The sequence below is a fragment of the Xylocopilactobacillus apis genome (assembly GCF_033095965.1).
Classification (GTDB): domain Bacteria; phylum Bacillota; class Bacilli; order Lactobacillales; family Lactobacillaceae; genus Xylocopilactobacillus; species Xylocopilactobacillus apis.
Window position 1 is genome coordinate 1,111,262 of the sequence record NZ_AP026801.1, and the last position, 24,867, is coordinate 1,136,128.

At 33.8% G+C, this 24,867-nt stretch carries 28 protein-coding genes and 2 tRNA genes; 4 read left to right on the forward strand and 26 right to left on the reverse strand.

Translation table 11 applies throughout. From position 1 onward, the window contains the following. Positions 1–93: 93 nt before the first annotated feature. The 5 genes from R8749_RS05285 to R8749_RS05305 form a co-directional block, all read right to left on the reverse strand. Positions 94–166 (reverse strand) — tRNA-Ala (locus R8749_RS05285). A 21-nt stretch (positions 167–187) separates the two neighbouring features. Further along, the gene (locus tag R8749_RS05290) at positions 188–1,327 is read right to left on the reverse strand and encodes a VanZ family protein (RefSeq protein WP_317698443.1); all 1,140 of its coding nucleotides are present in this window, start codon (positions 1,325–1,327) and stop codon (positions 188–190) included. A 157-nt stretch (positions 1,328–1,484) separates the two neighbouring features. After that, the gene (locus R8749_RS05295) at positions 1,485–2,774 is read right to left on the reverse strand and encodes a uracil-xanthine permease family protein (protein ID WP_425613215.1); all 1,290 of its coding nucleotides are present in this window, start codon (positions 2,772–2,774) and stop codon (positions 1,485–1,487) included. A gap of 194 nt (positions 2,775–2,968) precedes the next feature. Beyond that, positions 2,969–3,235 (reverse strand): GIY-YIG nuclease family protein, encoded by a 267-nt coding sequence (locus tag R8749_RS05300; protein ID WP_317698447.1) that lies wholly within the window; start codon positions 3,233–3,235, stop codon positions 2,969–2,971. Continuing rightward, on the reverse strand, positions 3,228–3,965 hold the full coding sequence (locus R8749_RS05305; protein ID WP_317698448.1) for a tRNA1(Val) (adenine(37)-N6)-methyltransferase: 738 nt from the start codon (positions 3,963–3,965) through the stop codon (positions 3,228–3,230). The genes R8749_RS05300 and R8749_RS05305 overlap by 8 nt, the downstream gene beginning before the upstream one ends. A gap of 36 nt (positions 3,966–4,001) precedes the next feature. Here R8749_RS05305 and R8749_RS05310 point away from each other — a divergent pair, with 36 nt between their 5' ends. Continuing rightward, positions 4,002–4,655: a lysophospholipid acyltransferase family protein gene (locus R8749_RS05310; RefSeq protein ID WP_317698449.1), complete on the forward strand. Its 654-nt coding sequence runs from the start codon at positions 4,002–4,004 to the stop codon at positions 4,653–4,655. A gap of 76 nt (positions 4,656–4,731) precedes the next feature. Here the strand turns inward: R8749_RS05310 and R8749_RS05315 are convergent, their stop codons facing one another. From R8749_RS05315 to R8749_RS05405, 19 genes are all read right to left on the reverse strand, one after another. After that, complete coding sequence (locus tag R8749_RS05315) at positions 4,732–5,070, reverse strand: metal-sulfur cluster assembly factor (protein ID WP_345784992.1); 339 nt, start codon at positions 5,068–5,070, stop codon at positions 4,732–4,734. Positions 5,071–5,072: 2 nt separating this feature from the next. Then, entirely contained in the window at positions 5,073–5,261 is a 189-nt protein-coding gene (locus R8749_RS05320) for a 2-hydroxymuconate tautomerase (RefSeq protein ID WP_317698450.1), read from the reverse strand. 14 nt (positions 5,262–5,275) lie between these two features. Continuing rightward, entirely contained in the window at positions 5,276–6,514 is a 1,239-nt protein-coding gene (gene pepT / locus R8749_RS05325) for a peptidase T (RefSeq protein WP_317698451.1), read from the reverse strand. After that, entirely contained in the window at positions 6,511–7,302 is a 792-nt protein-coding gene (locus tag R8749_RS05330; RefSeq protein ID WP_317698452.1) for a Nif3-like dinuclear metal center hexameric protein, read from the reverse strand. Before R8749_RS05330 ends, pepT begins: the two co-directional genes overlap by 4 nt. Beyond that, on the reverse strand, positions 7,299–7,979 hold the full coding sequence (locus R8749_RS05335) for a tRNA (adenine(22)-N(1))-methyltransferase (protein ID WP_317698453.1): 681 nt from the start codon (positions 7,977–7,979) through the stop codon (positions 7,299–7,301). The genes R8749_RS05330 and R8749_RS05335 overlap by 4 nt, the downstream gene beginning before the upstream one ends. Continuing rightward, positions 7,980–9,314 carry an RNA polymerase sigma factor RpoD gene (gene rpoD / locus R8749_RS05340; RefSeq protein ID WP_317698455.1) on the reverse strand — a complete coding sequence of 445 codons (1,335 nt, stop codon included), beginning with the start codon at positions 9,312–9,314 and terminating at the stop codon, positions 7,980–7,982. Continuing rightward, positions 9,289–11,118, reverse strand: a complete 1,830-nt coding sequence (gene dnaG, locus R8749_RS05345; protein ID WP_317698456.1) for a DNA primase — start codon at positions 11,116–11,118, stop codon at positions 9,289–9,291. Before dnaG ends, rpoD begins: the two co-directional genes overlap by 26 nt. Positions 11,119–11,133: 15 nt before the next feature. Continuing rightward, the gene (gene glyS, locus R8749_RS05350; protein WP_317698457.1) at positions 11,134–13,209 is read right to left on the reverse strand and encodes a glycine--tRNA ligase subunit beta; all 2,076 of its coding nucleotides are present in this window, start codon (positions 13,207–13,209) and stop codon (positions 11,134–11,136) included. After that, positions 13,206–14,102, reverse strand: a complete 897-nt coding sequence (gene glyQ / locus R8749_RS05355) for a glycine--tRNA ligase subunit alpha (RefSeq protein WP_425613223.1) — start codon at positions 14,100–14,102, stop codon at positions 13,206–13,208. Before glyQ ends, glyS begins: the two co-directional genes overlap by 4 nt. 59 nt (positions 14,103–14,161) lie before the next feature. Further along, positions 14,162–14,905 (reverse strand): DNA repair protein RecO, encoded by a 744-nt coding sequence (gene recO, locus R8749_RS05360; protein ID WP_317698461.1) that lies wholly within the window; start codon positions 14,903–14,905, stop codon positions 14,162–14,164. Further along, on the reverse strand, positions 14,906–15,808 hold the full coding sequence (gene era / locus R8749_RS05365; protein ID WP_317698463.1) for a GTPase Era: 903 nt from the start codon (positions 15,806–15,808) through the stop codon (positions 14,906–14,908). It abuts the gene before it with no gap. Continuing rightward, positions 15,792–16,190, reverse strand: a complete 399-nt coding sequence (gene cdd / locus R8749_RS05370; RefSeq protein ID WP_317698465.1) for a cytidine deaminase — start codon at positions 16,188–16,190, stop codon at positions 15,792–15,794. Before cdd ends, era begins: the two co-directional genes overlap by 17 nt. Further along, on the reverse strand, positions 16,191–16,583 hold the full coding sequence (locus R8749_RS05375) for a diacylglycerol kinase (protein ID WP_317698466.1): 393 nt from the start codon (positions 16,581–16,583) through the stop codon (positions 16,191–16,193). After that, a complete protein-coding gene (gene ybeY, locus R8749_RS05380; RefSeq protein ID WP_317698467.1) occupies positions 16,558–17,028 on the reverse strand; it encodes an rRNA maturation RNase YbeY in 471 nt (156 codons plus the stop codon). Before ybeY ends, R8749_RS05375 begins: the two co-directional genes overlap by 26 nt. Continuing rightward, positions 17,029–17,991: a PhoH family protein gene (locus R8749_RS05385; protein ID WP_425613216.1), complete on the reverse strand. Its 963-nt coding sequence runs from the start codon at positions 17,989–17,991 to the stop codon at positions 17,029–17,031. It abuts the gene before it with no gap. Between the two features lie 36 nt (positions 17,992–18,027). Further along, on the reverse strand, positions 18,028–18,519 hold the full coding sequence (locus tag R8749_RS05390) for a ribonuclease H family protein (protein ID WP_317698469.1): 492 nt from the start codon (positions 18,517–18,519) through the stop codon (positions 18,028–18,030). A 46-nt stretch (positions 18,520–18,565) separates the two neighbouring features. Continuing rightward, on the reverse strand, positions 18,566–18,742 hold the full coding sequence (rpsU, locus tag R8749_RS05395; protein WP_317698471.1) for a 30S ribosomal protein S21: 177 nt from the start codon (positions 18,740–18,742) through the stop codon (positions 18,566–18,568). Positions 18,743–18,919: 177 nt separating this feature from the next. Then, positions 18,920–18,993, reverse strand: a tRNA-Arg gene (locus R8749_RS05400). 55 nt (positions 18,994–19,048) lie between these two features. Further along, complete coding sequence (locus R8749_RS05405; RefSeq protein WP_317698472.1) at positions 19,049–19,933, reverse strand: YitT family protein; 885 nt, start codon at positions 19,931–19,933, stop codon at positions 19,049–19,051. A 159-nt stretch (positions 19,934–20,092) separates the two neighbouring features. Here R8749_RS05405 and R8749_RS05410 point away from each other — a divergent pair, with 159 nt between their 5' ends. Continuing rightward, positions 20,093–20,662, forward strand: coding sequence for a DUF5067 domain-containing protein (locus R8749_RS05410; protein ID WP_317698473.1), 570 nt, complete (start codon positions 20,093–20,095; stop codon positions 20,660–20,662). A gap of 96 nt (positions 20,663–20,758) precedes the next feature. Here R8749_RS05410 and R8749_RS05415 read toward each other — a convergent pair whose 3' ends face one another. After that, positions 20,759–20,941: a hypothetical protein gene (locus R8749_RS05415; RefSeq protein WP_317698475.1), complete on the reverse strand. Its 183-nt coding sequence runs from the start codon at positions 20,939–20,941 to the stop codon at positions 20,759–20,761. Between the two features lie 289 nt (positions 20,942–21,230). Beyond that, positions 21,231–21,629, reverse strand: a complete 399-nt coding sequence (locus R8749_RS05420) for a DUF3310 domain-containing protein (protein ID WP_317698477.1) — start codon at positions 21,627–21,629, stop codon at positions 21,231–21,233. An 81-nt stretch (positions 21,630–21,710) separates the two neighbouring features. Here R8749_RS05420 and R8749_RS05425 point away from each other — a divergent pair, with 81 nt between their 5' ends. Both R8749_RS05425 and R8749_RS05430 read left to right on the forward strand, forming a co-directional pair. Further along, positions 21,711–22,544 (forward strand): pyruvate, water dikinase regulatory protein, encoded by an 834-nt coding sequence (locus tag R8749_RS05425; protein WP_317698479.1) that lies wholly within the window; start codon positions 21,711–21,713, stop codon positions 22,542–22,544. A gap of 3 nt (positions 22,545–22,547) precedes the next feature. Beyond that, entirely contained in the window at positions 22,548–24,854 is a 2,307-nt protein-coding gene (locus tag R8749_RS05430) for a Xaa-Pro dipeptidyl-peptidase (protein WP_317698480.1), read from the forward strand. The last annotated feature ends 13 nt before the right edge of the window (positions 24,855–24,867 follow it).

Genomic DNA, 24,867 nt, shown 5'->3' on the forward strand with positions numbered 1-24,867 from the left:
AAAATCTTCAATATTCAGAGATTTGTATAATTTATCTACTTTTCTAAAAAATTTACAATAAAAAAGAGCAGCACCAACTACTCTTAATAAACATGGAGAATATCGGGTTCGAACCGACGACCTCTTGCATGCGAAGCAAACGCTCTCCCAACTGAGCTAATTCCCCAAACAAATAAAATTATACACTTTATTTTATTGTTTGGGTTTTAAAATTTGAGACTAATTTGGTTCGGCTTAATTTTTCATACCACGTCCGATGTCCTGTTTTTAAAACTAATAAATAATCGATTGCAAAAAACATCAAAGGTAATAATAAAACTAAAGACAGACCGATATAAATAAATCGATCATCAACTTTTACTTCCCAGATCATTTTCAACGCTATATTAAAAGCAAAAAAATTACCTAACGTCAATCCAAAACCAACAATATTTCTGGTCAAAAGCTGCCACAATTTCATTGATTTATTGTTAATCGTTGATCCATATCTAATTTTAACTACTTTCATTCCAAGAGTGGACCATTTAAATATCAAAGGAAAAATAAATCCGACAATCAAACATCCCAAAATCTCTTCAATCCAAAAAAGTTGCCGATTTTTGATAAATAATTGAATAATTGCAGCTATTAATTGAATCATCAAAATATCAATTAAAAATGCAATTAAACGTCTCACGAATGAAATCTTTTCCGATTTTTCTTTTGACTTTTCGGTTATTTCATGGAGATCTGGCAGCATCTTTTGAAAAATTGGAACTAAAGAAAAACCAATTATTCCACCTATAGTATTTAAAATTAAATCGTCTACATCAAACAAACGATAAGGTCTCGCATACAATCCGTAAAGACCGCTTAATTGGGTTAACTCAAAGAAAAGCGAAAGGCAGAAACTGATAATGACGCAACGCTTTAAATTTGCTCGAAAATAATAATGCAAAAAGAAGCCAAAAGGAACCGTTAAAAGAATGTTAAAAAAAGGCTGAATGAAGGTTCCGTCTTTTAACCCTGCTTTCCACGCAGTAAGTCCTTTTGTAATCAAGGGATTAGTTTGAATAAACTCCTTTATTACCATGAGCGGATCCAAATTATACGTAGGATAATGATTTGCCGCTAAACGAGCAACGTACTTTTTTGAAGGAAGGGGCAAAATTATCAAAAAATAAGCGGTCAAAAGATAAAAGACAAAACTAAAAGTAACAGCAAACCGCCAAGATGAAATTGATCCGTATTTGCGATACTGCCAAATTAAAAAAGGAATTAGCAATAAAATTAATACAAAGGGAAATAATATCAAAGCAGTTCTAATTGGAATTGTATATACCATCATAAATCCTAATCTGTTAAGTAATAAAAATAAACCTTCTCCATTATAGAAGAAGGCCTATTTTTGTGAAATTTATTCGAAAGAACCGATATTCTTTCTATCTTATTATATTACTATTTGCGTTAATAAAAAAAGACAATTTGGTAAAATTCTTTAAAAATTATTCTTCTGAAGCTGCTTTTTTAGGCAATACTAAGTTTAAAACAATTCCCAATAAAGTTGACAGTGCGACCCCTGTAAATACCAATCCATGTCCTAAATCTAGTTGAAAATTCCCAATTCCCGTTACTAGAACTGGAGCAGCAATCATGATATTTCTTTTTTTACTAAAATCAATCTTGTTATCAACGATGATCTGTAATCCCGTTGAAGCAATAACTCCATAAAGCATAAAGCCCACTCCGCCAATAACCGCACCAGGAATTGATGAAATTAGGGCACTTAATTTACCAACAAAACTAAAAACTATCGCAAATACCGCAGCGCCGCCGATTACCCAGACTGAGTAAACTCGACTCAACTGCATTACTCCAATATTTTCTCCGTAACTGGTAACTGAAGGTCCACCAATCAAACTGGCAGCAATCGAAGCTGTACCATCACCGGTTAAAGTTTTGGATAGTCCTGGATCTTTAAAGAAGTTGCGATCGGTAATTTTATTAAGAACCATTAAATGTCCTAAATGCTCAGAAATGGTTACAAACGCTAGTGGCGCCATACTGATAATTCCGCTGACATATAATCTCCGACTTTCAAAAATACTGTTGAATTTCGGCAGGGCAAACCAACTCGCTTTTGCTACTGGTGTTAAATCTACTAAGCCGAAAAGAATTGCAAAAATATAACCAGTAATAATTCCCAATAAAACGGGAATCATGCCTAAAAATCCTTTGAGAAACATGTTGTAGCCAATTGTAAAAAGCAGGGTTAATAATGCAACGATAAATATTCTAATGTCATATTTACCTGTTTCCACTCCTCCTACTCGTGTGGCGTTAAGAGCTGCCGATCCAGCTAAACTCAGACCAATGACTACTGCAACTGGACCAACAACTTCCGGTGGGAAAATTTTGTCAATCCAATTTGTTCCAACCTTAGCAACTATTAAGGCAACAACGATATAGACTAAGCCCACACTGAAAATTCCTTGAGCAACAGCAGGATAACCAAATGATTTCATTAAACTGGCCATTGGAATTACAAAAGCAAAGCTCGATCCCATGTAAGCTGGGATTTTCCCACGTGTAATTAAAATATGGAGTAAAGTCCCTACTCCCGAAGAAATTAAAGCAACACTCGGGCTAAGTCCGACTAACAAAGGAACCAAAACCGTTGAGCCAAACATACTAAACATATGCTGCAGTGAAAGTCCAAACCACGTTCCAAGCGGCGGACGCTCATTTACATCATATATTGCATTATTAGATTTAATTATTTTTTCGTTTGCCATCATTCTCTCCTTTTCATTTTTGGGCAAAAAAAAACTCCTCTTGCGAGAAGTAAAACTAAAATTTTAAAAATGAAACAACTAATCCTTCAATAGAAACACTAATACCTTCAGCTCGTGAAAATATTTTTGTTTTTATCTCAATTCGATTAATCATTACCATTTCCTCAAATTTTTTATATTGAAAAACATATTACTCACTTTTTAGATTGATTGCAATGGTTTTTTAAATAATTTTCTTTTTTTTGTCGATTAAAGCGCTTAAACTTTAATTCAAATGAAAGAGCTTCTCCTTTTGAAGGAAAAGTTTCTTGATAAATTAGCTTCACTGGTCGGTGAGCTCTTGTATACTTTGCGCCTTTGCCGCTATTATGAGCTTTGATTCGATTTTCAACGTTATTAGTTGTTCCTGCATAAAATGCTCCATTACTACAAAGAACAACATAGAAATAATATTCATCCATGAATAATTTGGCTCATCTCATTTGTATAGACATCTTCTTTTTCAAAAATATAAAGGGGCGGTTCAACTTTAATTCCTTCACTGCTCTTACCTTTGATTGCTTCAATAAATACCATTTTCGAGTTTGCATCCTTAAAAGAATGAATAAATTTCAATCGATTAATTCCCAAATTATATTGATCAAATACTGCTAAAATATCAGTTAATCTTTCGGGACGATGAATGAAAAAAGCCCGTCCCCCACTTTTAAGTAACTGCATGCTCACGTGGACAATCTCATCTAAATTAGTTTTAATTTCATGACGAGCGATTGCTAACGTTTGGTTGGGATTTTGCTGAGAAGAAGGAGTAACCTTAAAATAAGGCGGATTACAGCAAATTACATCAACTGAATCATGTTTCAAGTATTTTAAAGAATCCTTTAAATCAATATTTAAAATATTAATTTGATCTTCGGCTTGATTTAAAATTGCAGTTCGCTGAGCCATTTCAGCTAATTGTTCTTGAATTTCAATCTCATAAATTTTAGCTTTAGTTTTCCGAGTAAGAAAGGTTGCCACTGCCCCATTTCCCGCACATAAATCAACAACTACTTTTGCCCGACTGGAAATCCTAGTATAATAAGCCAAGATCACTGCATCAAGTGAAAAAGAAAATACTTCCTCACTCTGGATAATTGGCATTTTTTGATCGAAAATATAATCAATCCGTTCATTTTCTTTTAAATCCATTTATCTATCTTAAATCAATCAGTATTGGAGATTCAAATGTTTTATACTTTTATGCGCTATTTAGTCGGTTTCATTGTTTGGGTTTTAAATGGAAAAATCGAAGTCCAAAATAAAGAAGTTCTTAAAGATAAAACTTACATTTTTGTTGGACCACACAGAACTTGGTGGGATCCAATCATGACTGCTCTCGCGGCGTGGCCGCTTAAATTTTCGTTTATGGCAAAGAAAGAACTTTTTAACAATTTTGTCATTAGATTTATTTTAGTACATATGAATGCTTTTCCAGTTGACCGCAAAAATCCCAAACCATCTTCAATCAAGGTGCCAGTCAATTATCTGAAATCTGGTAAATTATCACTTCTAATGTATCCGTCAGGAACTCGGCACTCTGAAGCTATGAAAGGCGGAGTTGCTTTAATTGATAAGTTAACTCACTCTGAGATTATTCCTGTAGTTTATCAGGGACCAGTCAAATTTAGCGGCCTTCTTAAACGTCAAAAAATAACGATTCGATTTGGCGAACCATTAGACGTTGACTATTCAATTAAAGACTTCAAAGCATTCAGTGCTGATATTGATTCAAAAATGCAAAAAAGTTTTACTGAAATTGACCAGAAAATCGATCCAAATTTTAAATACGTGCCTAATCATCAAAAGCTTGAAAAAGAAAAGAAAAAAGGACAGCTATAAAAAATACCGACTTTATTGGTCGGTATGATTTAATCAGCGTTATTTTATTTTTAAGGGACAGTTATGTCACAGCCTCTCAAGCAATTCCTAACGCAATTTTAGCGTAACGAGACATTCGGTCCATTGACCACGGTGGATCAAATGTTAATTCGATCGTAACGTCTTTAACCTCAGGAACATTTTCTAATTCCATTTTTATCATTTCCTGCAGTTCAACTGTTAAAGGACAGCCAACCGTGGTTAATGTCATTAAAACATTACATGTCCCTTGATCATCAAGATCGATGCGGTAAACTAGACCCAAATTAATGATATCCATTCCTAATTCTGGATCGATAACATTTTCTAAAGCTGTTAAAATTTCCTTTTTGACCTTTGTGTCATGATCTTCTTCAGACATTGGATTTTCACTCATTCTTAATCTTCGTCACTTCTTAATTTTCCTGCATCAGCCATTCTACTAGCGGGAAATTCATTTAATACAATATGCACATGTTCAGCAGGTGCATTAAGATCTTTACCAATCACGTCAGTAATATCTTTTACTAATTTACGTAATTGATCATCGGTTCTTCCTTCGATTAAATCAATATGAACTAAAGGCATTTCAAATCCTCCTTTTAAATTTCTTTCTCTGTAGTTAACTTAATAATCTGGAGCAGCACATCTGCAGCTTTTTCCATTACTTCAAGTGATACAAACTCGTAACGACCATGCATATTTTCTCCGCCAGCAAACAAATTAGGAGTAGGAAGTCCCATAAATGAGATCTTAGAACCGTCAGTACCACCGCGCACAGGTGCAATATTGGGCTTAATACCTAAATCTTCCATGGCCTTTTTAGCAAGCTCGACAACGTCCATATGGTCTTTCATCACTTCTGCCATATTATAATACTGATCGTGCATTTCTGCTTGCACTCGTTTTTCGCCATACTGCTTATTAAGGCGCTCAACGATTTTATTAACTAATTCTTTGCGTTCTTCTAAACCGTCTCGTTCAAAATCACGAATAATGTATGACATGCGAGCTTGATCAACAGATCCATCTAGGGATAATAAATGGAAAAATCCTTCTCGATCTTTGGTATTTTCTGGAAATTCATCTTGGGGTAATGAATTATGAAAATCAATCGCAACTTGCAACGCATTAATCATTTTACCGTAAGCTACGCTAGGGTGAATATTATATCCCTGAACTTTAATTTCAAGACTTGCTGCGTTAAAGGTTTCCCATTCTAATTCTCCAAGTGGCCCTCCATCAACGGTATAAGCAAAATCTGCTCCAAAATCTTTCACATCAAATTTATCTGCCCCAACCCCAATTTCTTCGTCAGGACCAAAGGCAACTCTTATCTTACCATGCTTAAATTCTGAATGATTAATTAAATATTCCATCACGGAAACAATTTCGGCAACCCCAGATTTATCATCTGATCCTAGTAATGTCGTTCCATCAGTAGTGATTAACGTATTCCCCTCATATTTGCTTAAATTTGGTGAATTTTTTAAATCCAACTTAAATCCACTTTGTCCAAGAGGAATATCGCTTTTACCGTCATAATTTTCGATAATTTGCGGATTGATATTTTCAGAATTAAAATCTGCAGTATCAACATGAGATATAAAACCGACAACTGGTACTTTTTGATCGATATTACTTGGAAGAGTTGCAGTAACGTAAGCATTCTGTTTGTTGTATTTGACATCTTCTAAGCCAATTGATTTTAATTCATCTGCTAAATCGTGTAAGAAATGAACTTGGGACTTAGTTGTTGGAGTTGTATTGCTCTTTTCATCTGAGCGAGTATTAACTTTAACATATTTTATAAAACGATCTTTTAAATTTGTATATTTCATTTGTCCTCCAGGTATAAAATTTCCATTTTGTCTAAATCATTAGCTTCAACTGTCAAATTTAAATTTTTATTTATCATTATTGCCATTCTCTCGGCAAAAATCTTTTCAGCGACATGACCCACATCTAAAACCGCATAACCCGCAATTTGAGCATCTAAAAAGTCATGATATTTAACATCTCCAGTAATAAACAGATCAACGCCGCTGTTAAATGCAGGAGTGATAAATTCTGCTCCCGCACCGCCAACAATTCCTACTTTTCTTACTGGCTTATAGTTAGATAAAAGTCTAATCATTTTAATTTTTAATCTAGATTTAAACTTCTCTACAATTTCATCAACTGTTAACTGAGTGTCTCCCATGCGGCCAATGGATTTAACACCTTGTTTTGTTTTCACGGGACAGATCCCTTCGACGTTAGTTAAACCCAGCATTTCTGCTAACCCGTCATTCATCCCGTTTGTTCCAACATCAAAATTAGTATGCATGCTGTAGACATTCAAATTATTTTTGATGATTTTTTGGTACATTTCATTACGCGGAATGGTTAAATTCATCGATTGAATCGAATGAAAAAGCAGCGGGTGGTGACTTACAATCGTATCAAAACCATTTTTAACTGCATGATCAACAACCGAAGGAGTTACATCAAGCGTTGTAAAAACTTTTTTGACCACCCGTGTCGGATCTCCAATCTGCAGACCTACATGATCCCATGTCATCGCGTCATTTAAGGGATATTTTTCCTCTAAAAAATCCATTAAATTTGATAATCTAATTTCACTCATAAGTTATCCTTTATTATTTTTATTTCTTGATCCAAGTCCTTAGAAGAAATTAATTGATTTGATTTCTGACGGTTAGCCTTGACCAATTCTCTTTTATTCAATTCTTTGAGCCATTTTTTAGTGAAAACTGCGTTTTTTTCTTTTCGCAAAATTGGACCTAATAAAAGATCTTCTTCACTGTAAGAAACAGTTTTGGACTGATGATTGGCTGCAATAAATTCATAAATTCGATCTTGGACTTCGATTATTTTCTCATTAGTAATTAAAAAGTTATTAGCCATTAGCCAGCGTCTGAGAAGAGGTTCACTGGAATTTGGTTCAAAAATATAAGTAATCTGATTAGACATTTTGGAAGAATCTTCCATGATCTGTGCGATTAACTTACCGCCCATCCCAGAGATTATGACTGTATCAATTGAACTTTCGTCAACAATCGGCACAAGTCCTGGACCTAATCTAGTTTCAATTTGCTTTTTTAAGCCAAATTTTGCAATATCATTTTTGGCGTTAAAAAGAGGACCCTCCTTAATGTCTGTTGCAAAAACATAGTGAGTCCTCCCGGATTGAATCAGATAAATTGGTAAATATGCGTGATCTGTTCCAATATCGGCAACACAATCACTTTGTGCTGGAACAAAATTTGCTAAAGTTTTTAATCTTAGATCAATATTTATCACTTATAGAAAATCCTTTAATTGTCTAGAACGGCTTGGGTGCTTCAATTTTCTTAATGCTTTAGCTTCAATCTGACGAATTCTTTCTCTCGTTACGCCAAATACCTTACCGACTTCTTCTAAGGTCCGAACTCGCCCATCGTCTAAGCCAAATCGAAGGCGAAGCACATTTTCTTCACGTTCAGTTAAAGTATCAAGCACTTGTTCAAGCTGTTCTTTTAATAATTCATAAGAAGCATGTTCTTCTGGACTTGTTGCATCAAAATCTTCAATGAAATCTCCCAGGTGAGAGTCATCCTCTTCTCCAATTGGAGTCTCTAATGAAACTGGCTCTTGGGCAATTTTTAAAATTTCACGAATCTTAGAAGTTGGAAGATCCATTTCAGCACCTAATTCTTCCGGTAATGGATCACGACCCAAATCCTGCAAAAGCATTCTTTGAATTCTAATTAACTTATTGATTGTTTCAACCATATGAACTGGAATTCTAATTGTTCGAGCTTGATCGGCGATTGCACGGGTGATGGCCTGTCTAATCCACCACGTTGCATAGGTAGAGAATTTAAATCCCTTAGTGTAGTCAAACTTTTCAACGGCCTTCATTAATCCCATGTTACCTTCTTGGATTAAATCAAGAAACTGCATGCCTCTTCCAACATACTTCTTAGCAATCGAAACAACTAAACGCAAATTATCTTCTGCAAGTGTTTGTTTAGCAACTTCATCACCTGCTTCAATTCTTTTAGCAATTTCAACTTCTTCTTCTGCTTTCAGTAATGGAAATTGACCAATTTCTTTTAAATACATCCGAACTGGGTCATTGATCTTAACTCCAGCAGGTGCAGTTAAATCGTCTTTCTTGATCTTAACGTTTTGTGCTTTAAGTGCAATATCTGTCGGCTCACCTTCTTCATCAACAACACCAATTCCTTCGTCTTCTAAACGACCAATTACTTTTTCAATTTCGTCAGCATCTTGATCTTCAGAAAGTTCCAAGCGGTTAGCTAGTTCATCGTATGTGATTTCATGAGCTTTTTTGTATTTAGTAACTAACTTTTGAAATTCTAATTCTTTTTGATCAACAGCTGGTGCATTAGTTTCTTTTTTACTTTTTTTCTTAGCAGTTGTCTTTTTAGGTGCCTTACTGGCAGTTGTCTTTTTAGGCTCTACTTTTTCTTCTTTAACATTTTCTTTAGCTGCTGCAGCTTTTGGAGTCTTTTTGACTTTTGATTTTACCGAAATTTTTACCTTGCCAGTGCTTTTTGTTTTCTCTTTAGCCGTAACCTTCTTTGGTTTTTGGCTATTTTCTTCGTTATTTGATGTCTTTTTTGCTGCCATAAGATTCCTCCTGCTGTTTTACGCGAATCAGTTCAATTAGTTTTTTCATACACTGATCTAACTTTTCTTTTTGACCTAATTTTTGATACTCTTCAATTTGTTGTTTTAATTTTACAATTCTATTTTCAAGATTCTCTTTCTGGATAACATCGATTAGTTCTTGAACCTCCTGTTCATCCGTTGAAGTTGGACGATCAAGTGAACTGATATTTGTGGCAATATTTGCTAGTTCTGCCGGCAAATCATTTATAAATTCATAGAACTTAATGTTATCTTTATTATCCTTATAATACTGTGAAAACAACTCATAAATGATCTGATAATCAGTATTGGGAAAGAACCAATGATATTTTTGTTCCAACCAATCAAAGAGATCGTTATTGAAAACAATAAACAGTAATTCTTTTTGAGCTCTTTCAAATCGATTATCAGTTTTTTGCTTGACAGGAGTTGATAGTGGTCTTACAACTCGCTCAACACTCTTAGTATTTTGCGCAACATGCTGATTAAATTGATTTTGAAGATTTAATAAACTGATCCCCGTTATCTTTGATAGCTCTTTTAGATATAATTCTTTTTGAATTGAATCATCCTTAAGGTCAACAAACTTATCTAAGACCCGATTTACAAAATCTAATAAATCTTGTTCGTTACTGAGATTAGCGGTTTCTTGGTAGTAATCGAGTCTAAATCGATATTTTGAAACCCGATCTTTAGTTACAAGTTTTTTAAAACTATCAGCCCCATACTTTTTAATATAATCATCAGGATCTAATCCCCCAGGAATCGGTGCAACCATAACTTCCAAATTATGTCGTCCAGTTAGACTGTCGATGGCTTTATCAATTGCCGCCTTTCCAGCAGAATCACCGTCATATACTAAGATTACGCGATTCGTAACTTTATTTAGTAAACTGAGCTGCTTTTCTGTAAAACTTGTTCCCATGGAAGCAACGCCGTTTTTTAAGCCTGCCTGCCAAGCGCTGATTACATCGAAATATCCTTCTAATAACACTACTTCATGTGCTAAAGCAATTTCCTGCTTTGCATGATTTAAATTAAATAGTAGATTACTTTTATTAAAAACTTCATTTTGTTTACTATTTAAATACCTTGGTTCACTTGAATCAGTATTATTAAGCAGCCTGCCGCCAAATCCAACTAAATTATTATTTTCATCAGATATTGGGATCATTACCCGATCTTTAAAATAATCATAAATTTTAGAATCAGCTTCTGTAACAATCCCACTCTTTTTTACTGCTTCTTGATCAAGATCAGCTGCTGATTTTAATGATTCTGATAAAAGATTGTTATCAGGCGCATATCCTAATTTGAAATGTTCAATTGTCTCAGGTAGAACTTCTCTTTGCTTTAGATAATCAAGCGCTTCTTGACCGATTTGCGTATGCTGTAAAACATGATGATAAAAATTGCATGAAAATTTCAAAACTTTTTCAATTGGTTCATCGATATTTCTTCGTTTAGAATTCACCTGGTAACGGTATGAATCAAAAGGAATTCCGCCAATTTCTGCAGCCTTGGAAACAGCCTCAACAAAGTTAAGATTATCAATCATCATGATAAAAGTAAACACGCTCCCCCCGCGTCCGCAGGAAAAGCAATGAAAAATTTTCTTTTCCTCGTTTACGGAAAATGAGGGAGTCTTTTCAGTTTGAAAAGGACAAAGGCCAAAATAATTTGCTCCTTGCTTTTTTAACTGAACGTATCTGCCAACAACATCAACAATACTAACCCGTTCTTGAATATCATTGATTATTTCTTTTGGAATCCTTTGTGCCACTATTCACCTATTTTATTAAATAACAATTTGAGTTAGGTCTCCAAAATAATTAATTAGATTAAGTAAAGATGTCATCTGAACGTATCTATTCTCTCTTAAATTCTGATCATCAACATTAATCATCGTTTGTTCAAAATAATCCTTAATTACTGGAATCATATTTTCAAGATTTTGATAAAGTTTAGACAAATCTCGCTCTTGATTCCAAGAAGTTGTGATTGACTCAACTTTTTCGTTTAATGATTTTTCAGAATCGTTTTCAAAAAGATCTTGCTTAACTACTTTCCCTTCGAAATCTTTAGGATTTTCTTTCTTAAATAATCTTTGTACCCGAGCTAGATTTTGAATCATCTCAACAAAGTCTGCATCTCCATGATGATTATTTAGAATTAAACAAGCTTCCTCAATTTTAGTAGGATTGAGATCTTTTATTTTGTGAACCGTTTGGATTAAATCATTAGGAATCTTTTGATCCGCTAAGTTCTGATCAATTCGATCTCTGATAAAACTATCAAGTTCTTTTTGATTATTTTTTAAACCTGCAGGATCAATCAAAAATCCATTTCCTTCAAATAATTCATTTAATAATTTACTTAAGGAGATGTCCCAATGATTCTGCATCATAATTCTAACAATTCCCATCGTCTGACGTCTAAGTGCATAAGGATCGTTAGAGCCACTAGGAATTTTACCAATGCTGAAAAATGAAAGAAGCGTATCAATTTTATCGGCTGCTGAAAGAATTGAGCCGACAACAGTTTTTGGCAGCTCCCCGTTAGCTGAAAGCGGAAGATAATGTTCAAAAATTGCCCCAGCAGCATTATCATTTACACCTTCTAATTTGGCATAAATTTCACCCATGACACCTTGTAATTCAGCAAACTCTCCCACCATTTGAGTAACTAAATCAAAATCATAAATCGAACCTGCTTGCTCTAAATCAGCTCGGTCAGCTGCACTTATGCCTAATTTATCTGCCAAAAGTAAAGCAATTTTCTTGCTGCGGGCCATTTTGTCATAAATATTACCCAACTCATCGTGGAAATTCACATGTTTTAAGCGTTCAACATATTCTTTAATTGAATGCTTTTGATCTTCACGATAGAAAAACAGGGCATCTTCCAATCGGGCAGTCAGAACTTTTTCATTTCCTTTAATGACATTTTCGAGATGATCTTTATTTCCATTTCTCACAGAAATAAACTTCGGCAATAAATTACCATTTGAATCAGTTATATAAAAGTAACGTTGGTTATCCTTCATTGAAGTTATTAAAACTGCATCAGGAATTTCTAGATATTTCTGATCAAATCCTCCCATAAATGCCGTTGGATATTCAACAATATTTACTACTTCATTAAGTAATGATCGGTCAATCTCAACATTAAAGTGATTCTCACTTGAAATTTCATTAATTTGATCGAGAATCATCTTCTCTCTTTTTTTAGGATCTGCAATAACGTGATCTTTAGTTAATGATTCTTCATAATCTGAAGCTTGCGATAACTCAATTTCTTGACCTAAAAAACGGTGTCCCCGTGTTGTGCGGCCGGCTTTAATTCCCAAAATTTCAAAAGGTACAATTTCTTGATCTAGTAATGAAACAAACCAGTGCAAAGGTCTAATATATTCAAATGAATGATTAGCCCATCTCATTCTGGTCTTAAAGGTCAAAGATTCAATAACCTCTTTAATCTCTGGCAATAATTCTTTGGTAGGTTTTCCGGGAATATCTTTTTTAACAAAAAGATACTCTACATTTTTCACTGTCGTCGTTGTTAAATCATCTGGTTCAACACCATTCTTTTTAGCAAAACCTAAAGCTGCTTTACTCCAATTTCCATCTTGATCTTTGGCAATTTTTATAGCAGGTCCTTTTGCCTCTACTTTGATATCATCTTGCTTTTCAGCAATGTTTTTAATTAAAAGTGCTAAACGGCGCGGTGTAGAAAATTCTTGAATTTCATCATAATTAATTTTGTTATCTTTTAAAAACGATGCTGTTTTAACTCTAAATTGTTGAATTGAATCGTCAATTACATTAGCTGGCATTTCTTCCAATCCAACTTCAATTAAATAGTTATGGCTCATTTAACTTTCTCCCCTTTATCTGCAAATAATTCATCATTTTTCAATGGAAAGCCAAGTTTTTCTCTCTCTTCAATAAATACACTTGCAACTTTATGAGCCATTTTACGAATACGAGCCATATAGCCCGCACGTTCGGTAACTGAAACGACACCTCGGGCATCTAACAAATTAAAGGTATGTGAACATTTTAAAATATAGTCATACGCTGGGTGAACTAAACCTAAGTCTAACAATCGATATGCTTCTGTTTCATATTTTTTAAATAAATCAAACAGCATTTTTTCGTCACTAATCTCAAAAGAATACTTTGAATGTTCTGCTTCTGGTTCAAAGAAAATATCCCGATATTTAACGCCATTACCCCATTCAAGATCATAAACGGAGTTAACATTTTGAATATAAGAAGCAAGTCGTTCTAGCCCATATGAAATTTCACTTGTCACTAGGTCAACAGGAATCGAACCAACTACTTGAAAATATGTGAATTGCGTAATTTCCATTCCGTCAAGCCATACTTCCCAACCAACACCAGCACAGCCCATTGATGGATTTTCCCAATTATCCTCAACAAAACGAATATCATGTTCTAAAGGTTCAATTCCTAAATAGCGCAAACTATCAACATAATATTCTTGCATGGCAGCTGGAGAAGGCTTCATTACAACTTGAAACTGATGATGCTGATAAAGACGATTGGGATTTTCTCCATAACGACCATCAGCTGGTCTTCTTGATGGCTCAACGTAAGCAGCATTCCATGATTCTGGACCTACTGCGCGCAAAAAAGTGTACGGACTCATTGTCCCTGCACCTTTTTCTGTATCATAGGCTTCCATTAAAAGACATCCTTTTTTACCCCAAAAGGTTTGAAGTCTTAAAATTATCTCTTGCATAGTGAGATACTGTTGTTGCATGCTAATTCCCCATTCTATATTTAAATACAATCTATATTTTACGATTCATTGCGCAATTTATCTATAAACGATTTTGTTTTTGGATAAATGCCAATATAGTTGCGATAAATCTCATCACAAACATCACGTAAAATTTTCATGTTTTTCTCATCTAGATTCATTTTTGAAATTGACTTAATTGTTCCAATAGTCAAAACCTGCAGACATTTCACCATTCTAGAATCCAAATGAAAACGAAAATCATCAAGATTTTGGTGATTACTGCAAATCATTCCATCATATTTAAAAGATAAATCCAGCGGTAAATCATCTCTTCCACAGATTTTACAGGAAAAGAAATCTAAATTAACTCCAAAAACTTTTAATAATTTTATTTCAAATGCGTGGGCAATCAATTCGGGACTTGTATCATGATCAATTAGTTCAAGTGATTCTCGCAAGATTCGAAACCAAGCAGGAATTACTAAGCCGTCTTCAAATGCACTATCAATTAACGAAAATACATATTTTACATAAGATCCCTTATCAATATCAGAATAAATTGAAGAATAGATTTCTTCATTAATTACTTCATTAACAAAAGAAAAACCATTGTTTGAAATTCGTCCGGCATAACTGCCTAAAGTAAAATCCTGAAGTCCGTAACTCAAGCGATTTTTTTTCCGACTGCCTTGACCAATGAAAAAGGACCTTTTGCCATAGTCATCAGTCAACATCTTAATTAACAAATCATTTTCTCGATACTTCTTACGATAAAAAATAATTCCGTTAAATTCTTCCATCTAGTGCTTTTCTTTTTTATACCCTAAGCTGTTCAAATAAGAAACCGTATTTCTCCACTTTGGAGCTTTTTTTACCCAAAGTTTTAAATTAACGCGTTCGCCCAGAAGTTCTTCGATCTGTTTGCGAGCTTGAATGCCAATATTCTTAATCATTGAGCCTTTAGAACCAATAATAATTTTCTTCTGAGAATCACGCTCAACATAAATCGTTGCTTCAATAATTCTTTTTCCGTTTTCAAATTGACTCATATCAAGGACTTCAACAGCACTGGAATGTGGGATTTCTTCACTAGTTAATTCTAAAATTGCTTTTCTAACTAATTCGGCAACAAAAAAGATCGTTGGCTTATCAGATAAATCATCAACATCAAAAAGAGGCATTCCTTCTGGCAAATAGTTAACAATTTCTTCTTTCAAGGCAGGAAAATTCTGACCAGTAACTGCTGAAAGCGGGATTGCTTTTTCGTATTTTAGATGTTCTTTAAAATAATCGGTGATTTCTAAAAGTTTATCGGGGTGAATTAAATCAATTTTATTGAGCACTAAAACAATTGGAACTTTTTGATCATTTAACTTGTCAATCACATACTGTTCACCTTTTCCAAGCTCAACACTAATATCGACAACATACAAAATTAAGTCAGCATCTTTAAATGATTGATAAGAATAATCATCCATCTGCTCACTTAGTAAGTCTTTTGGCTTATGAATACCGGGTGTATCAATAAAAACCACCTGTTCATTTTCAGTAGTGTAAATTCCTTTGATTGAGTTTCTTGTCGTTTGAGGCTGTGAAGTAACGATCGATAATTCAGAACCAAGAAAACGATCCATTAGTGTTGATTTCCCAGCGTTTGGTCTTCCAACAATTGCGACAAATCCAGATTTAAACATTGCGATCATCCCCTAAGTTAAAGCTAACTGGCAAAAGTTCTGAAAATTTATATGTTTTCTTTAAACCTGCCGTGTTGGCTAATAATATTTCTGTTTCGGCATCAAAAAACTCCGCCATTACTTGTAAACAAGCACCGCAAGGAACTGTGACATCTTCAGTATCTCCCACGACAACTAGTTTTGAGAATTCTTGCTCACCGGCTGTTACTGCTGAAAAAATTGCATTTCTCTCAGCACATGAGGTCAAGCCGTAAGAAGAATTTTCAACATTACAGCCTGTAAAAATGATCCCACTTTTACTTAAAAGAACTGCTCCGACCTTAAAATTTGAGTAGGGGCTATAAGCATTCTCCCTAACTTTTACTGCTTCTTCATACAAAGTATCATCCATTTAAAAACCGCCTAATTTAACTATACAAAGTGCTCCAACAATTATCACTAGTGAAGCTGATAAAAAGAACACGGCACCAGCTGCCATATCTTTCAAGATTTTAACCTCTTCGTTGTAATCTTCTCCCCAGATGCGGTCAATTACTCGTTCAAAAACTGTATTGATTACTTCCATACTAACAATTAATGCCCAATTAAGACAGCAAATGATCTTTTCTACAACCGAAAAATTAAGTGACAGCATTATGCACCACAAAACAAGAAATACTAAAATATCAATTTTAAGATTTCTTTCTTCTTTAAAAGCATAGAAAAGCCCATTAACTGCCGATTTAGCTGCTTGGAACAAATTGGTATGTTTATAACTATTATCTTTTAAGGCCGTACGTTTCAAGAATTTCCTCCTGTAAAGTTATCATTTCGGCCTCATCTTCTGGGGTAATATGATCGTAACCACTCAAATGAAGTAACCCGTGAATTACTGTATATCCTAATTCTCTTTCTTTGCTATGCCCCATCTCTTCAGCACGCTTAAACACAAAGTTAGGAGCGATAAATAAATCTCCTAAATCGCGAGGAATCCCCTCATTTTTGAAAGCTTCCAAAACGTTTGGATCCTCATCGTCTTCAATTGCAAAACTTATAACATCGGTTACAAGATCTTTATTCCGATACTCTTTATTTATCGAGTGAATTTCTTCATCGGAAACAAAATTAATCGATATCTGGGTATCGTCAAGATGTTTAAGTTTTTCCCCGCCTAATTCAATCAGATCTTTAACTTCTTTCAAATACTTATCTGGTAAAGAATTCTCTTTATTGTTAATTTCGAGATCCAATTAACGTCCATCCTTTTCATATGCTTCGATAATTCTAGAAACTAGGTGATATCTAACAACATCTTTAGCTTTAAACTCAATAAAACCAATTCCTTTAATATCTTTCAAAATATTTGGTGCTTGAACTAAACCGCTGCGAGCATTAGCTGGTAAATCAATTTGAGAGATATCCCCGTTAACAATCATTTTAGATCCCATCCCAAGTCTTGTTAAAAACATCTTCATTTGAGAAGAAGTGGTGTTTTGAGCTTCATCTAAAATAATAAAAGAATTATTTAAGGTTCGACCTCTCATGTAAGCTAGTGGTGCGATTTCAATTACTCCATGTTCAATCATCCGGGCACTTTGGTCAGCTCCTAAGATTTCATCTAGAACATCATAGACCGGACGTAAATAAGGATCAACTTTTTCTTTTAAATCACCCGGCAAAAATCCTAGACTTTCACCAGCTTCAACAGCGGGGCGCGTTAAAATAATTCTTTCTACTTGATGATCTTTTAGACTAGCAACTGCCATTACTGCTGCCAAATAGGTCTTTCCTGTTCCCGCAGGACCCACTCCAAAAGTAATGTCGTTTTCTTTAACAGCTTGAACAAACTTCTTTTGAGTTGCATTCTTTGGACGAATTACTGCCCCTTTTTTGGTGCGGTAAATCGTTTGTTGATAAAAGTCCTGTTCTTCTTTTGACGACTCTAACTGGCGATTTAACAAATTTTTTAGGTCAGTTATATTAACTTCAACTCCCGCATAAATCATTTTTTCCAACCGAGAAATCACTTCTTTAGCTACAAAAACATTATCCTTAATGCCTACAAGATGAAGTTGATCTTGAGAGATATTGATATTTACCTTGAGCGATTCCTCGATCAATTTTAAATATATATCGTTAATTCCAAAAAGCTGATAAATGTTTTTCGGATACGGCAAGTAAAGTTCAAACTGTTTCAATGATGTATCTGTCAAATAAACTCCTTAAATTAAAAATGCTTCTACTTTTAATTAATTAGCTGATTTCATTTTATCCATAGTTTCGTTTAAAACTCGGTCAACAAAATTATTTCCACTACTTGTGGCATGTCCTTTAACCCAAACAAACTCAATTTGTTTAAAAAACTTCAATAACTGATAAATCTCGCGCCAAAGATCATCATTCAGCACAGGTCCTCCACCTGATTTTCGCCAGTTTCTCTTCGCCCAATTATCCAACCAATGCTGATTTATTGCATCAACAATGTACTTTGAATCAGAATAGACGGTGATTGGAAACATGTTACCTTTTGAAGACTTTAATTTTTGGAGGGCTTTTAATAATCCTGTTAATTCCATTTGATTATTAGTTGCTCCAAAGACACCATCACTAGCATAAAACTTTTTTCCGTCATATGTAATTAAATATGCCCAGGCTGCCAGATCCGTTGAACGAACCTTACCGCCTTTAAAGTTACCAGTGTTTCTAGTGCCACCATCGGTAAAGATTGTAATTTTCGGCAAAATTATCCTCAATATAAAAAAAGACAGTTGATGCTGTCTTTCGTCATTATTTCTTTTTTCTCTTGCGTGCTGCTTCTGACTTTAACTTACGCTTAACACTTGGTTTTTCATAGAATTCACGTTTACGATATTCCTGTAAAGTTCCACTCTTTGAAACTGCCCTTTTAAAACGTTTTAAAGCATCATCAAGAGATTCGTTCTTCCGAACAACTGTTCTCGTCAAAATTCAAACCCCCCTCCGCTTATATAATTAAGATTTATACTACTAGAATAATCAAGAGTTGTCAATTAGAAATTGCCGATAAATAAGCAATTCTATAGATATTATTAAAAATATGTACCTTACCATAAAAAAAATCCCATTAAATTGGGATTCTTAAAAAATAAAATATCTACCAAGTGTCACAGGTGAGATTCGAACTCACGACCTACGGTTTAGAAGACCGTTGCTCTATCCAGCTGAGCCACTGTGACATAACGAATTGAATTATATATAATTATTCGAACAATTGCAAGATATAATCACCGATTAGTTCACTTTCTTCTCATAAAAATTACCATACAGTTTAACAACACTTGTAATGCTCACAAAAGAATGAGGATCGGTCTCCTTCATAATATTTCTAAAATCATATAACTCATAACGAGAAATAATAGTTAATAAAATTGTTTTCTCATTTTTGCTATATGCCCCTTTAGCTTCTCCAATAATAGTTACTCCTCGATGCAGCCCAATTTTAATATTTTCAATTACACTCTTAGGTTTATCGGTAACAATTAATACTTGCATTCTTTGCTGACGGGTATATAAAGCGTCCATTACTCGCGCACTAACGAAAATTCCAATTGCACTATAAAATGCTGTCGACCACCCAAAAAGAATTGCTGACGCCAACAAAATAAAAAAATTAAAAATCATATTAATAGTTCCAATTGTCCTGCCAGTTTTGCGGCGCATTAAGATCCCAATAATATCTAAACCGCCAGTTGAGATGCCGGTTCTAAGTGCAAAACCTGTCCCAGCACCATTAATTAATCCCCCGAATACCGCATTAATTATTGGATTACTGGTTAATGGTTCTCCAGAAATAAAATGCATAAAAATTGTTGATAGACCCAAGGCAACGATAGTATAAAAAGTAAAATGATGCCCAATTTTTTGCCATCCGATAACCATTATTGGAATATTTAGAACAAATAACATTACTGGAGTCGTCATAAAATCTATGTGGAGGTAACGGCTTGTAATAGTTTGGATGAGCTGAGCAAGTCCTGTTACTCCTGAACCGTATAAATTACTTGAAGACCAAAAAACATTAATTGCAATTGTGACCGATATCGCGTAAGTAATCGCGGCCATTAATTTGTTCCATCGCTGGTACCGATGTAAAATTTCAGAAAAATTTGTGTTCATTATTTTATTATTCCCGCAATGTTAAATATTTTCTTCCTTACCTTTAAAAATAAACTATTCTATTATAGATACTTATGCAGATATTTAAAGCATAAAATTCAAAATTTATAACTTATGCTATAATTTACGTCGAATATTAAGCTAGCTGGGAGTCCTTACATGAAAAAAAATTTAACAGCATTAACAATTTTACTATCTACAGTGGTTTTATTTGGCTGTAGTAATACAGATTCTAAAAAATCTACTTCTTCTTCACAACATATTAGTAAAAATAAAAAGAAACTCACTTCCCAAGATAAAATTAAAACTCAAAAGTTTAACTTTGAAAATAAACAAGTCGATAATAGTGAGTTCACAATTAAAATAACCAAATATCGGGTGATTAAACCTGGTAAAAAAGGAAATAAGAACGGGAAATCGCCAGTTATTGCCTTTTGGTATCAGGTTAAGAACAAAAATAAAAACAATCACGTTGATCCAATTACAGCATGGCAAGCCGTTTTTAAAGCTCAGCAATTAGGATCTAACAATAAAAAGTATGATTTACAGATAGCCGCTTTACCTGATGATAAATACCTTCAATCTCAAATGACGGAGATTAAGCAGGGTAAAACCGTTGAAAATGCAATTGCCTACAAACTTAATAATAAGAAAAATTCAGTCGATCTAATCTCCATAAAAGGACCATTTGGTGAAGGGTCTGGTAAAGAAACATTTCCAATTAAATAATTGTTGTACTTCAGACTCCTCGTTGTCTTAATGACGACGGGGAGTTTTTGCTGCAAAAAAAAAAGAGTTTCAGAAATTTGAAACTCCCACAAAAAACTATTTAGGCATTTTAACTGGACGATCAGATGAAGAAACGTTAGAAGTAAAACTTACAGATCTCATTGACATCGGGGTTGAAACCCAGACAGTTTTTTTTGCTCTCATACCTTTAGTAAGACCTTTTCGATTCCGATAATTCGAATTAGAGCGAGTTTTACTAGAAAAAAATTGTGCAAACATTATATGTGCCTCCATATCATAAAAAATTTAAATTATTTATTCTACAGAAAAAAGTGCTTGGTACAGATTACTTTTTACACGTCATTAACCCTCAACTCTTTTTATTTCAAAAATCGATTTCAGAATAATATCTGGATTAATTACTTGTTCAAGTAATTATCAAAAGTTTTATCTGTCAACATTAATTTTCTTATTTTGGGTCTATATTCCCACCACTTATTTTAGCATGTTTAATCATAATTAATACCGATTAAAAATAAATATTTTGTTAAATTTAGGTTACGTTTAATCACGATAAATACTCAATTCTTGACTCAATTTGCTCTTTAAGAAGCTTAACAAAAGACTGATCATCTTTATTAGCAAAAGATTCATCAAAAGCATTAAAAAAAATAAATGGAGATAAAGCGTTTTTATCTAAAGCTTTTTCAAAAAATTCGTAAATATATTTTTTTGAAAACGGAAAGTTAAGAAAGTTTTTTATTTCCTCTGATTTAAGCAATTTAACATAATATTTTGCTTTCTTTAAATCTTCAAGTTCATTGTTCTTATAAGGGGCTCGAACTAAATATTTAAAAATTTGTCCCAAATTATAACTCATTTGGGTATTTTCAATCACATCTATGGGCTGTAAGGGATAATATTCTGTATAATGCCGCGGGTTATTAACATCGTCGTAAACTTCCATTAATCTATCCTCCGATCATTTAAAATAATTATAGTTTATGTAGAAATTTAGTTATACTTATTAATAAAAGTGGAGGAAATAATGGATAAAAAATTAACTGTTTACGCTGTATCTGATTCTTTAGGCGATACAGCAACAAAAATAGCACGAGCAATTATGGCTCAATTTCCAAGTATTGAGGTAAGTTACATAAAGTTTCCTTTTAGTAACGATGAAAAAAAGATTACTAAACTAGTTGACGAAGCAGCAGACAATAATGCAATCATCATCTTCTCGTTAGGCGGAAAAGGTTTAGCTAAATATATGACTAGCTATACAAAAGCTCGAAATGTCCCAAGTTTTGATTTAATGAGTCCGATCATTGATTTTGTTAAAGAAAAGACCGGAATTGAGCCTAGTGGAGAAGTGGGTGCAGTTCATCGATTAAATGATAATTATTTTAATCGAATTTCAGCAGTTGAATTTGCGGTACTTTATGATGACGGTAAGGATCCAAAAGGATTTTTAGAAGCAGATTTAGTTCTAGTCGGAGTCTCTCGAACTTCAAAAACTCCTCTATCGCTCTTCTTAGCTAATCGTAATCTTAAGGTGGCCAACTATCCTTTAGTAAAAAATGCAGACGTGCCAAAAGAATTATTTCAAATCGACAGTAAAAAAATAGTTGGTCTAACGACTGATCCTGAGGTATTAAATAAGTTTCGCAGAGAACGTCTGATTTCTTATGGACTTAGTCCGGATGCGACTTATTCAGATATGGACAATGTAAAAGAGGAACTATCATATGCCGATGATATATTTAAAAAATTAAACTGTATTGTAATAAACACTGCTCATCGTTCAATAGAAGAAACAGCTGCGCTAATTATGCAGCATTTAAATTTAGACGATGAAGGACAGCCAATTAAAAATAGATAAAGCATGATGAAATATAATACATTTTCAGATTACCGTAAATTTAATCCAAAAGAAGAATTAAAAAATATAAACTTTTATATCGATATCCCAATTTTTTCAAAAAGAATCGAGTTTTACTTTAAAGCTTTAATTGTGCAGGAAAGTTTGACAAAATCGATTGCAGTTAATGAAAAGATTAATTTAGAACAGTTGCTTGATTCTTCGCCTGACAATATCTATGCTGAAGAATTTTATACCATTATTCTTCAAATTATGGATTTTCATTTGGGAATTGAATTCAAAGTTGGCAAATCTTTTGCCTTTCTAAAAGAAATTAACCAATCGATTCTTGATGATCAAGTTGTCGATCTTACTAACATTGATGATTTTATTTTTAACGCGCTTAACCTACGAGCGGCAAACGGGCTATCATTAATCGACAATTTAACTAATGATGACTTTTTAGTTAATCGAGTTGAGAACAATTCAAAGCCAATCTTTTTTGCAGGAAAATCACTTCCTGTTTTCAATAAATTTATTAAAGAAAGTTATTATATCGATACGAACATTGATACCGATGATGATGGATTTAGCGATCGAGTTTTGGTTCAAGTGACAAGACCCGATACAACAAATAAAGTTCCCGTTCTTCTTTGCGCTGATCCCTACTTTGAAGGAACCAATGAGATGGAACAAAATTTAAACACCATTGAAGGAAATCTCAAAGAAAAATCGGTCACAGAGTTTAAGACTCAAAAAATTAGTAACTATCCAACTGCCCCTGCTAAGATCATAAAAGACGGGATCAAAAAACCTGAACATCGATCAGAAAATCAAGAATCTAATAACATCCCCCTTAATGACTTTTTCATTCCCCGAGGATTTGCTGTAGCTTATGTTGCAGGACTTGGGACCCGTAATTCTGATGGAATGAGGACAACTGGAGATCGAGCTGAAACTTTAACATACTCTAAAGCAGTTGAGTTTCTTAGCGGCAACGAAAAAGGATTCTATACGAGGTATGGTGAAGAGAAAGTAACAATTCAATGGACCAATGGATCTGTGGCAATGACCGGACGCAGTTATCTAGGTACCCTTGCTACCGCTACTGCAACTCAAAATCCCCGTGGGTTAAAGACTATTATTTCAGAATCTGCCATTTCAAACTGGTACGATTATTACCGAGAAAATGGATTAGTGGTAGCTCCTGGTGGTTTTCCTGGCGAAGATGCCGATGTTTTAGCATTAGACACCTATTCCCGCTGGTTTAGCGGCGCTGACTATTTAAAAACACACGAGAAATTTCTTTCTCATATGGAGAAGTTAAGAGAACAGCAAGATCGTGATACAGGCAACTACAACAATTTTTGGAACGATCGCAACTATTTACTAGAAGCTTCTAATATCAAAATTGATTGTCTTTACGCTCACGGTTTAAATGATTGGAATGTTAAACCGATTAATGTTTATAACGTTAATCAAATTGCTAAAAATGCAAAAATAAAAGTGATTCTTCATCAAGGCGAACATATCAGTCCTCACAACATTCAATCGATTGATTATTTAGACATTTGTAATCTTTGGTTGTCCAATCATCTATATAATATTGACAACAAGATAGTGGATACATTACCAAATATAATTGTTGAAAATAATCGAACTCCTGACCAATGGAAAGAGCAGTCTGCTTGGGGCGGCAAAAATAATAAAGAAATTAAATTAGGAAGTTCAATTGTTTCCTATAGTGATAATTTAACTCATATTTTTAAAGATAAATTTGATCAAAAGTTAACTAAATATGAGGATTCTTTTGCTTTAAATGATCCGGTGTTTAAAGATCAATGTTTTGTTTTTAATTATCAGCCGGATGAGAAATTCACCATTAACGGACAAGTTAAAATTGAGACTGAAATTTCAACAAATCAAAGAACTGGCTTATTAAGTGCAGCGTTGTATGAAATTAAACCACAAAAAATTTCAACTAAGACTCCCGCTCCCGTACCTGATCGCTTTTTTCAAATTACACCCCATCAAGAACGAACTCCTCTCGTTAATTTCAACCAAAAATCATTTGAATACCGCTTAATAACGTTTGGACACCTTAATTTACAAAATATTCAAGGACCTGGAATAGTAAATGAAATAATCCCAAATACTCCGTTAAAATTGACACTTGCTTTACAGCCGACAATCTACGAAGTTCTAAAAATTTCAAAACTAAGATTAATTCTTTTTGGCAGCGATATGAAATATACGATTCATGTCGTCACACCGCAAACTTACCAAATTAATTTAAACAAATCTAAATTAAAAATTCCTTTTTCTCTTTAACAAAAAAACAGTT

What these genes read in the sequence shown, in the direction of transcription:
- R8749_RS05290 (WP_317698443.1), bottom strand. Translation starts at nt 1,327, where the DNA reads ATGATGGTATATACAATTCCAATTAGAACTGCTTTGATATTATTTCCC.
- R8749_RS05295 (WP_425613215.1), bottom strand. Translation starts at nt 2,774, where the DNA reads ATGGCAAACGAAAAAATAATTAAATCTAATAATGCAATATATGATGTA.
- R8749_RS05300 (WP_317698447.1), bottom strand. Translation starts at nt 3,235, where the DNA reads ATGGATGAATATTATTTCTATGTTGTTCTTTGTAGTAATGGAGCATTT.
- R8749_RS05305 (WP_317698448.1), bottom strand. Translation starts at nt 3,965, where the DNA reads ATGGATTTAAAAGAAAATGAACGGATTGATTATATTTTCGATCAAAAA.
- R8749_RS05310 (WP_317698449.1), top strand. Translation starts at nt 4,002, where the DNA reads ATGTTTTATACTTTTATGCGCTATTTAGTCGGTTTCATTGTTTGGGTT.
- R8749_RS05315 (WP_345784992.1), bottom strand. Translation starts at nt 5,070, where the DNA reads ATGAGTGAAAATCCAATGTCTGAAGAAGATCATGACACAAAGGTCAAA.
- R8749_RS05320 (WP_317698450.1), bottom strand. Translation starts at nt 5,261, where the DNA reads ATGCCTTTAGTTCATATTGATTTAATCGAAGGAAGAACCGATGATCAA.
- pepT (WP_317698451.1), bottom strand. Translation starts at nt 6,514, where the DNA reads ATGAAATATACAAATTTAAAAGATCGTTTTATAAAATATGTTAAAGTT.
- R8749_RS05330 (WP_317698452.1), bottom strand. Translation starts at nt 7,302, where the DNA reads ATGAGTGAAATTAGATTATCAAATTTAATGGATTTTTTAGAGGAAAAA.
- rpoD (WP_317698455.1), bottom strand. Translation starts at nt 9,314, where the DNA reads ATGGCAGCAAAAAAGACATCAAATAACGAAGAAAATAGCCAAAAACCA.
- glyS (WP_317698457.1), bottom strand. Translation starts at nt 13,209, where the DNA reads ATGAGCCATAACTATTTAATTGAAGTTGGATTGGAAGAAATGCCAGCT.
- glyQ (WP_425613223.1), bottom strand. Translation starts at nt 14,102, where the DNA reads ATGCAAGAGATAATTTTAAGACTTCAAACCTTTTGGGGTAAAAAAGGA.
- recO (WP_317698461.1), bottom strand. Translation starts at nt 14,905, where the DNA reads ATGGAAGAATTTAACGGAATTATTTTTTATCGTAAGAAGTATCGAGAA.
- era (WP_317698463.1), bottom strand. Translation starts at nt 15,808, where the DNA reads ATGATCGCAATGTTTAAATCTGGATTTGTCGCAATTGTTGGAAGACCA.
- cdd (WP_317698465.1), bottom strand. Translation starts at nt 16,190, where the DNA reads ATGGATGATACTTTGTATGAAGAAGCAGTAAAAGTTAGGGAGAATGCT.
- R8749_RS05405 (WP_317698472.1), bottom strand. Translation starts at nt 19,933, where the DNA reads ATGAACACAAATTTTTCTGAAATTTTACATCGGTACCAGCGATGGAAC.
- R8749_RS05410 (WP_317698473.1), top strand. Translation starts at nt 20,093, where the DNA reads ATGAAAAAAAATTTAACAGCATTAACAATTTTACTATCTACAGTGGTT.
- R8749_RS05415 (WP_317698475.1), bottom strand. Translation starts at nt 20,941, where the DNA reads ATGTTTGCACAATTTTTTTCTAGTAAAACTCGCTCTAATTCGAATTAT.
- R8749_RS05420 (WP_317698477.1), bottom strand. Translation starts at nt 21,629, where the DNA reads ATGGAAGTTTACGACGATGTTAATAACCCGCGGCATTATACAGAATAT.
- R8749_RS05425 (WP_317698479.1), top strand. Translation starts at nt 21,711, where the DNA reads ATGGATAAAAAATTAACTGTTTACGCTGTATCTGATTCTTTAGGCGAT.
- R8749_RS05430 (WP_317698480.1), top strand. Translation starts at nt 22,548, where the DNA reads ATGATGAAATATAATACATTTTCAGATTACCGTAAATTTAATCCAAAA.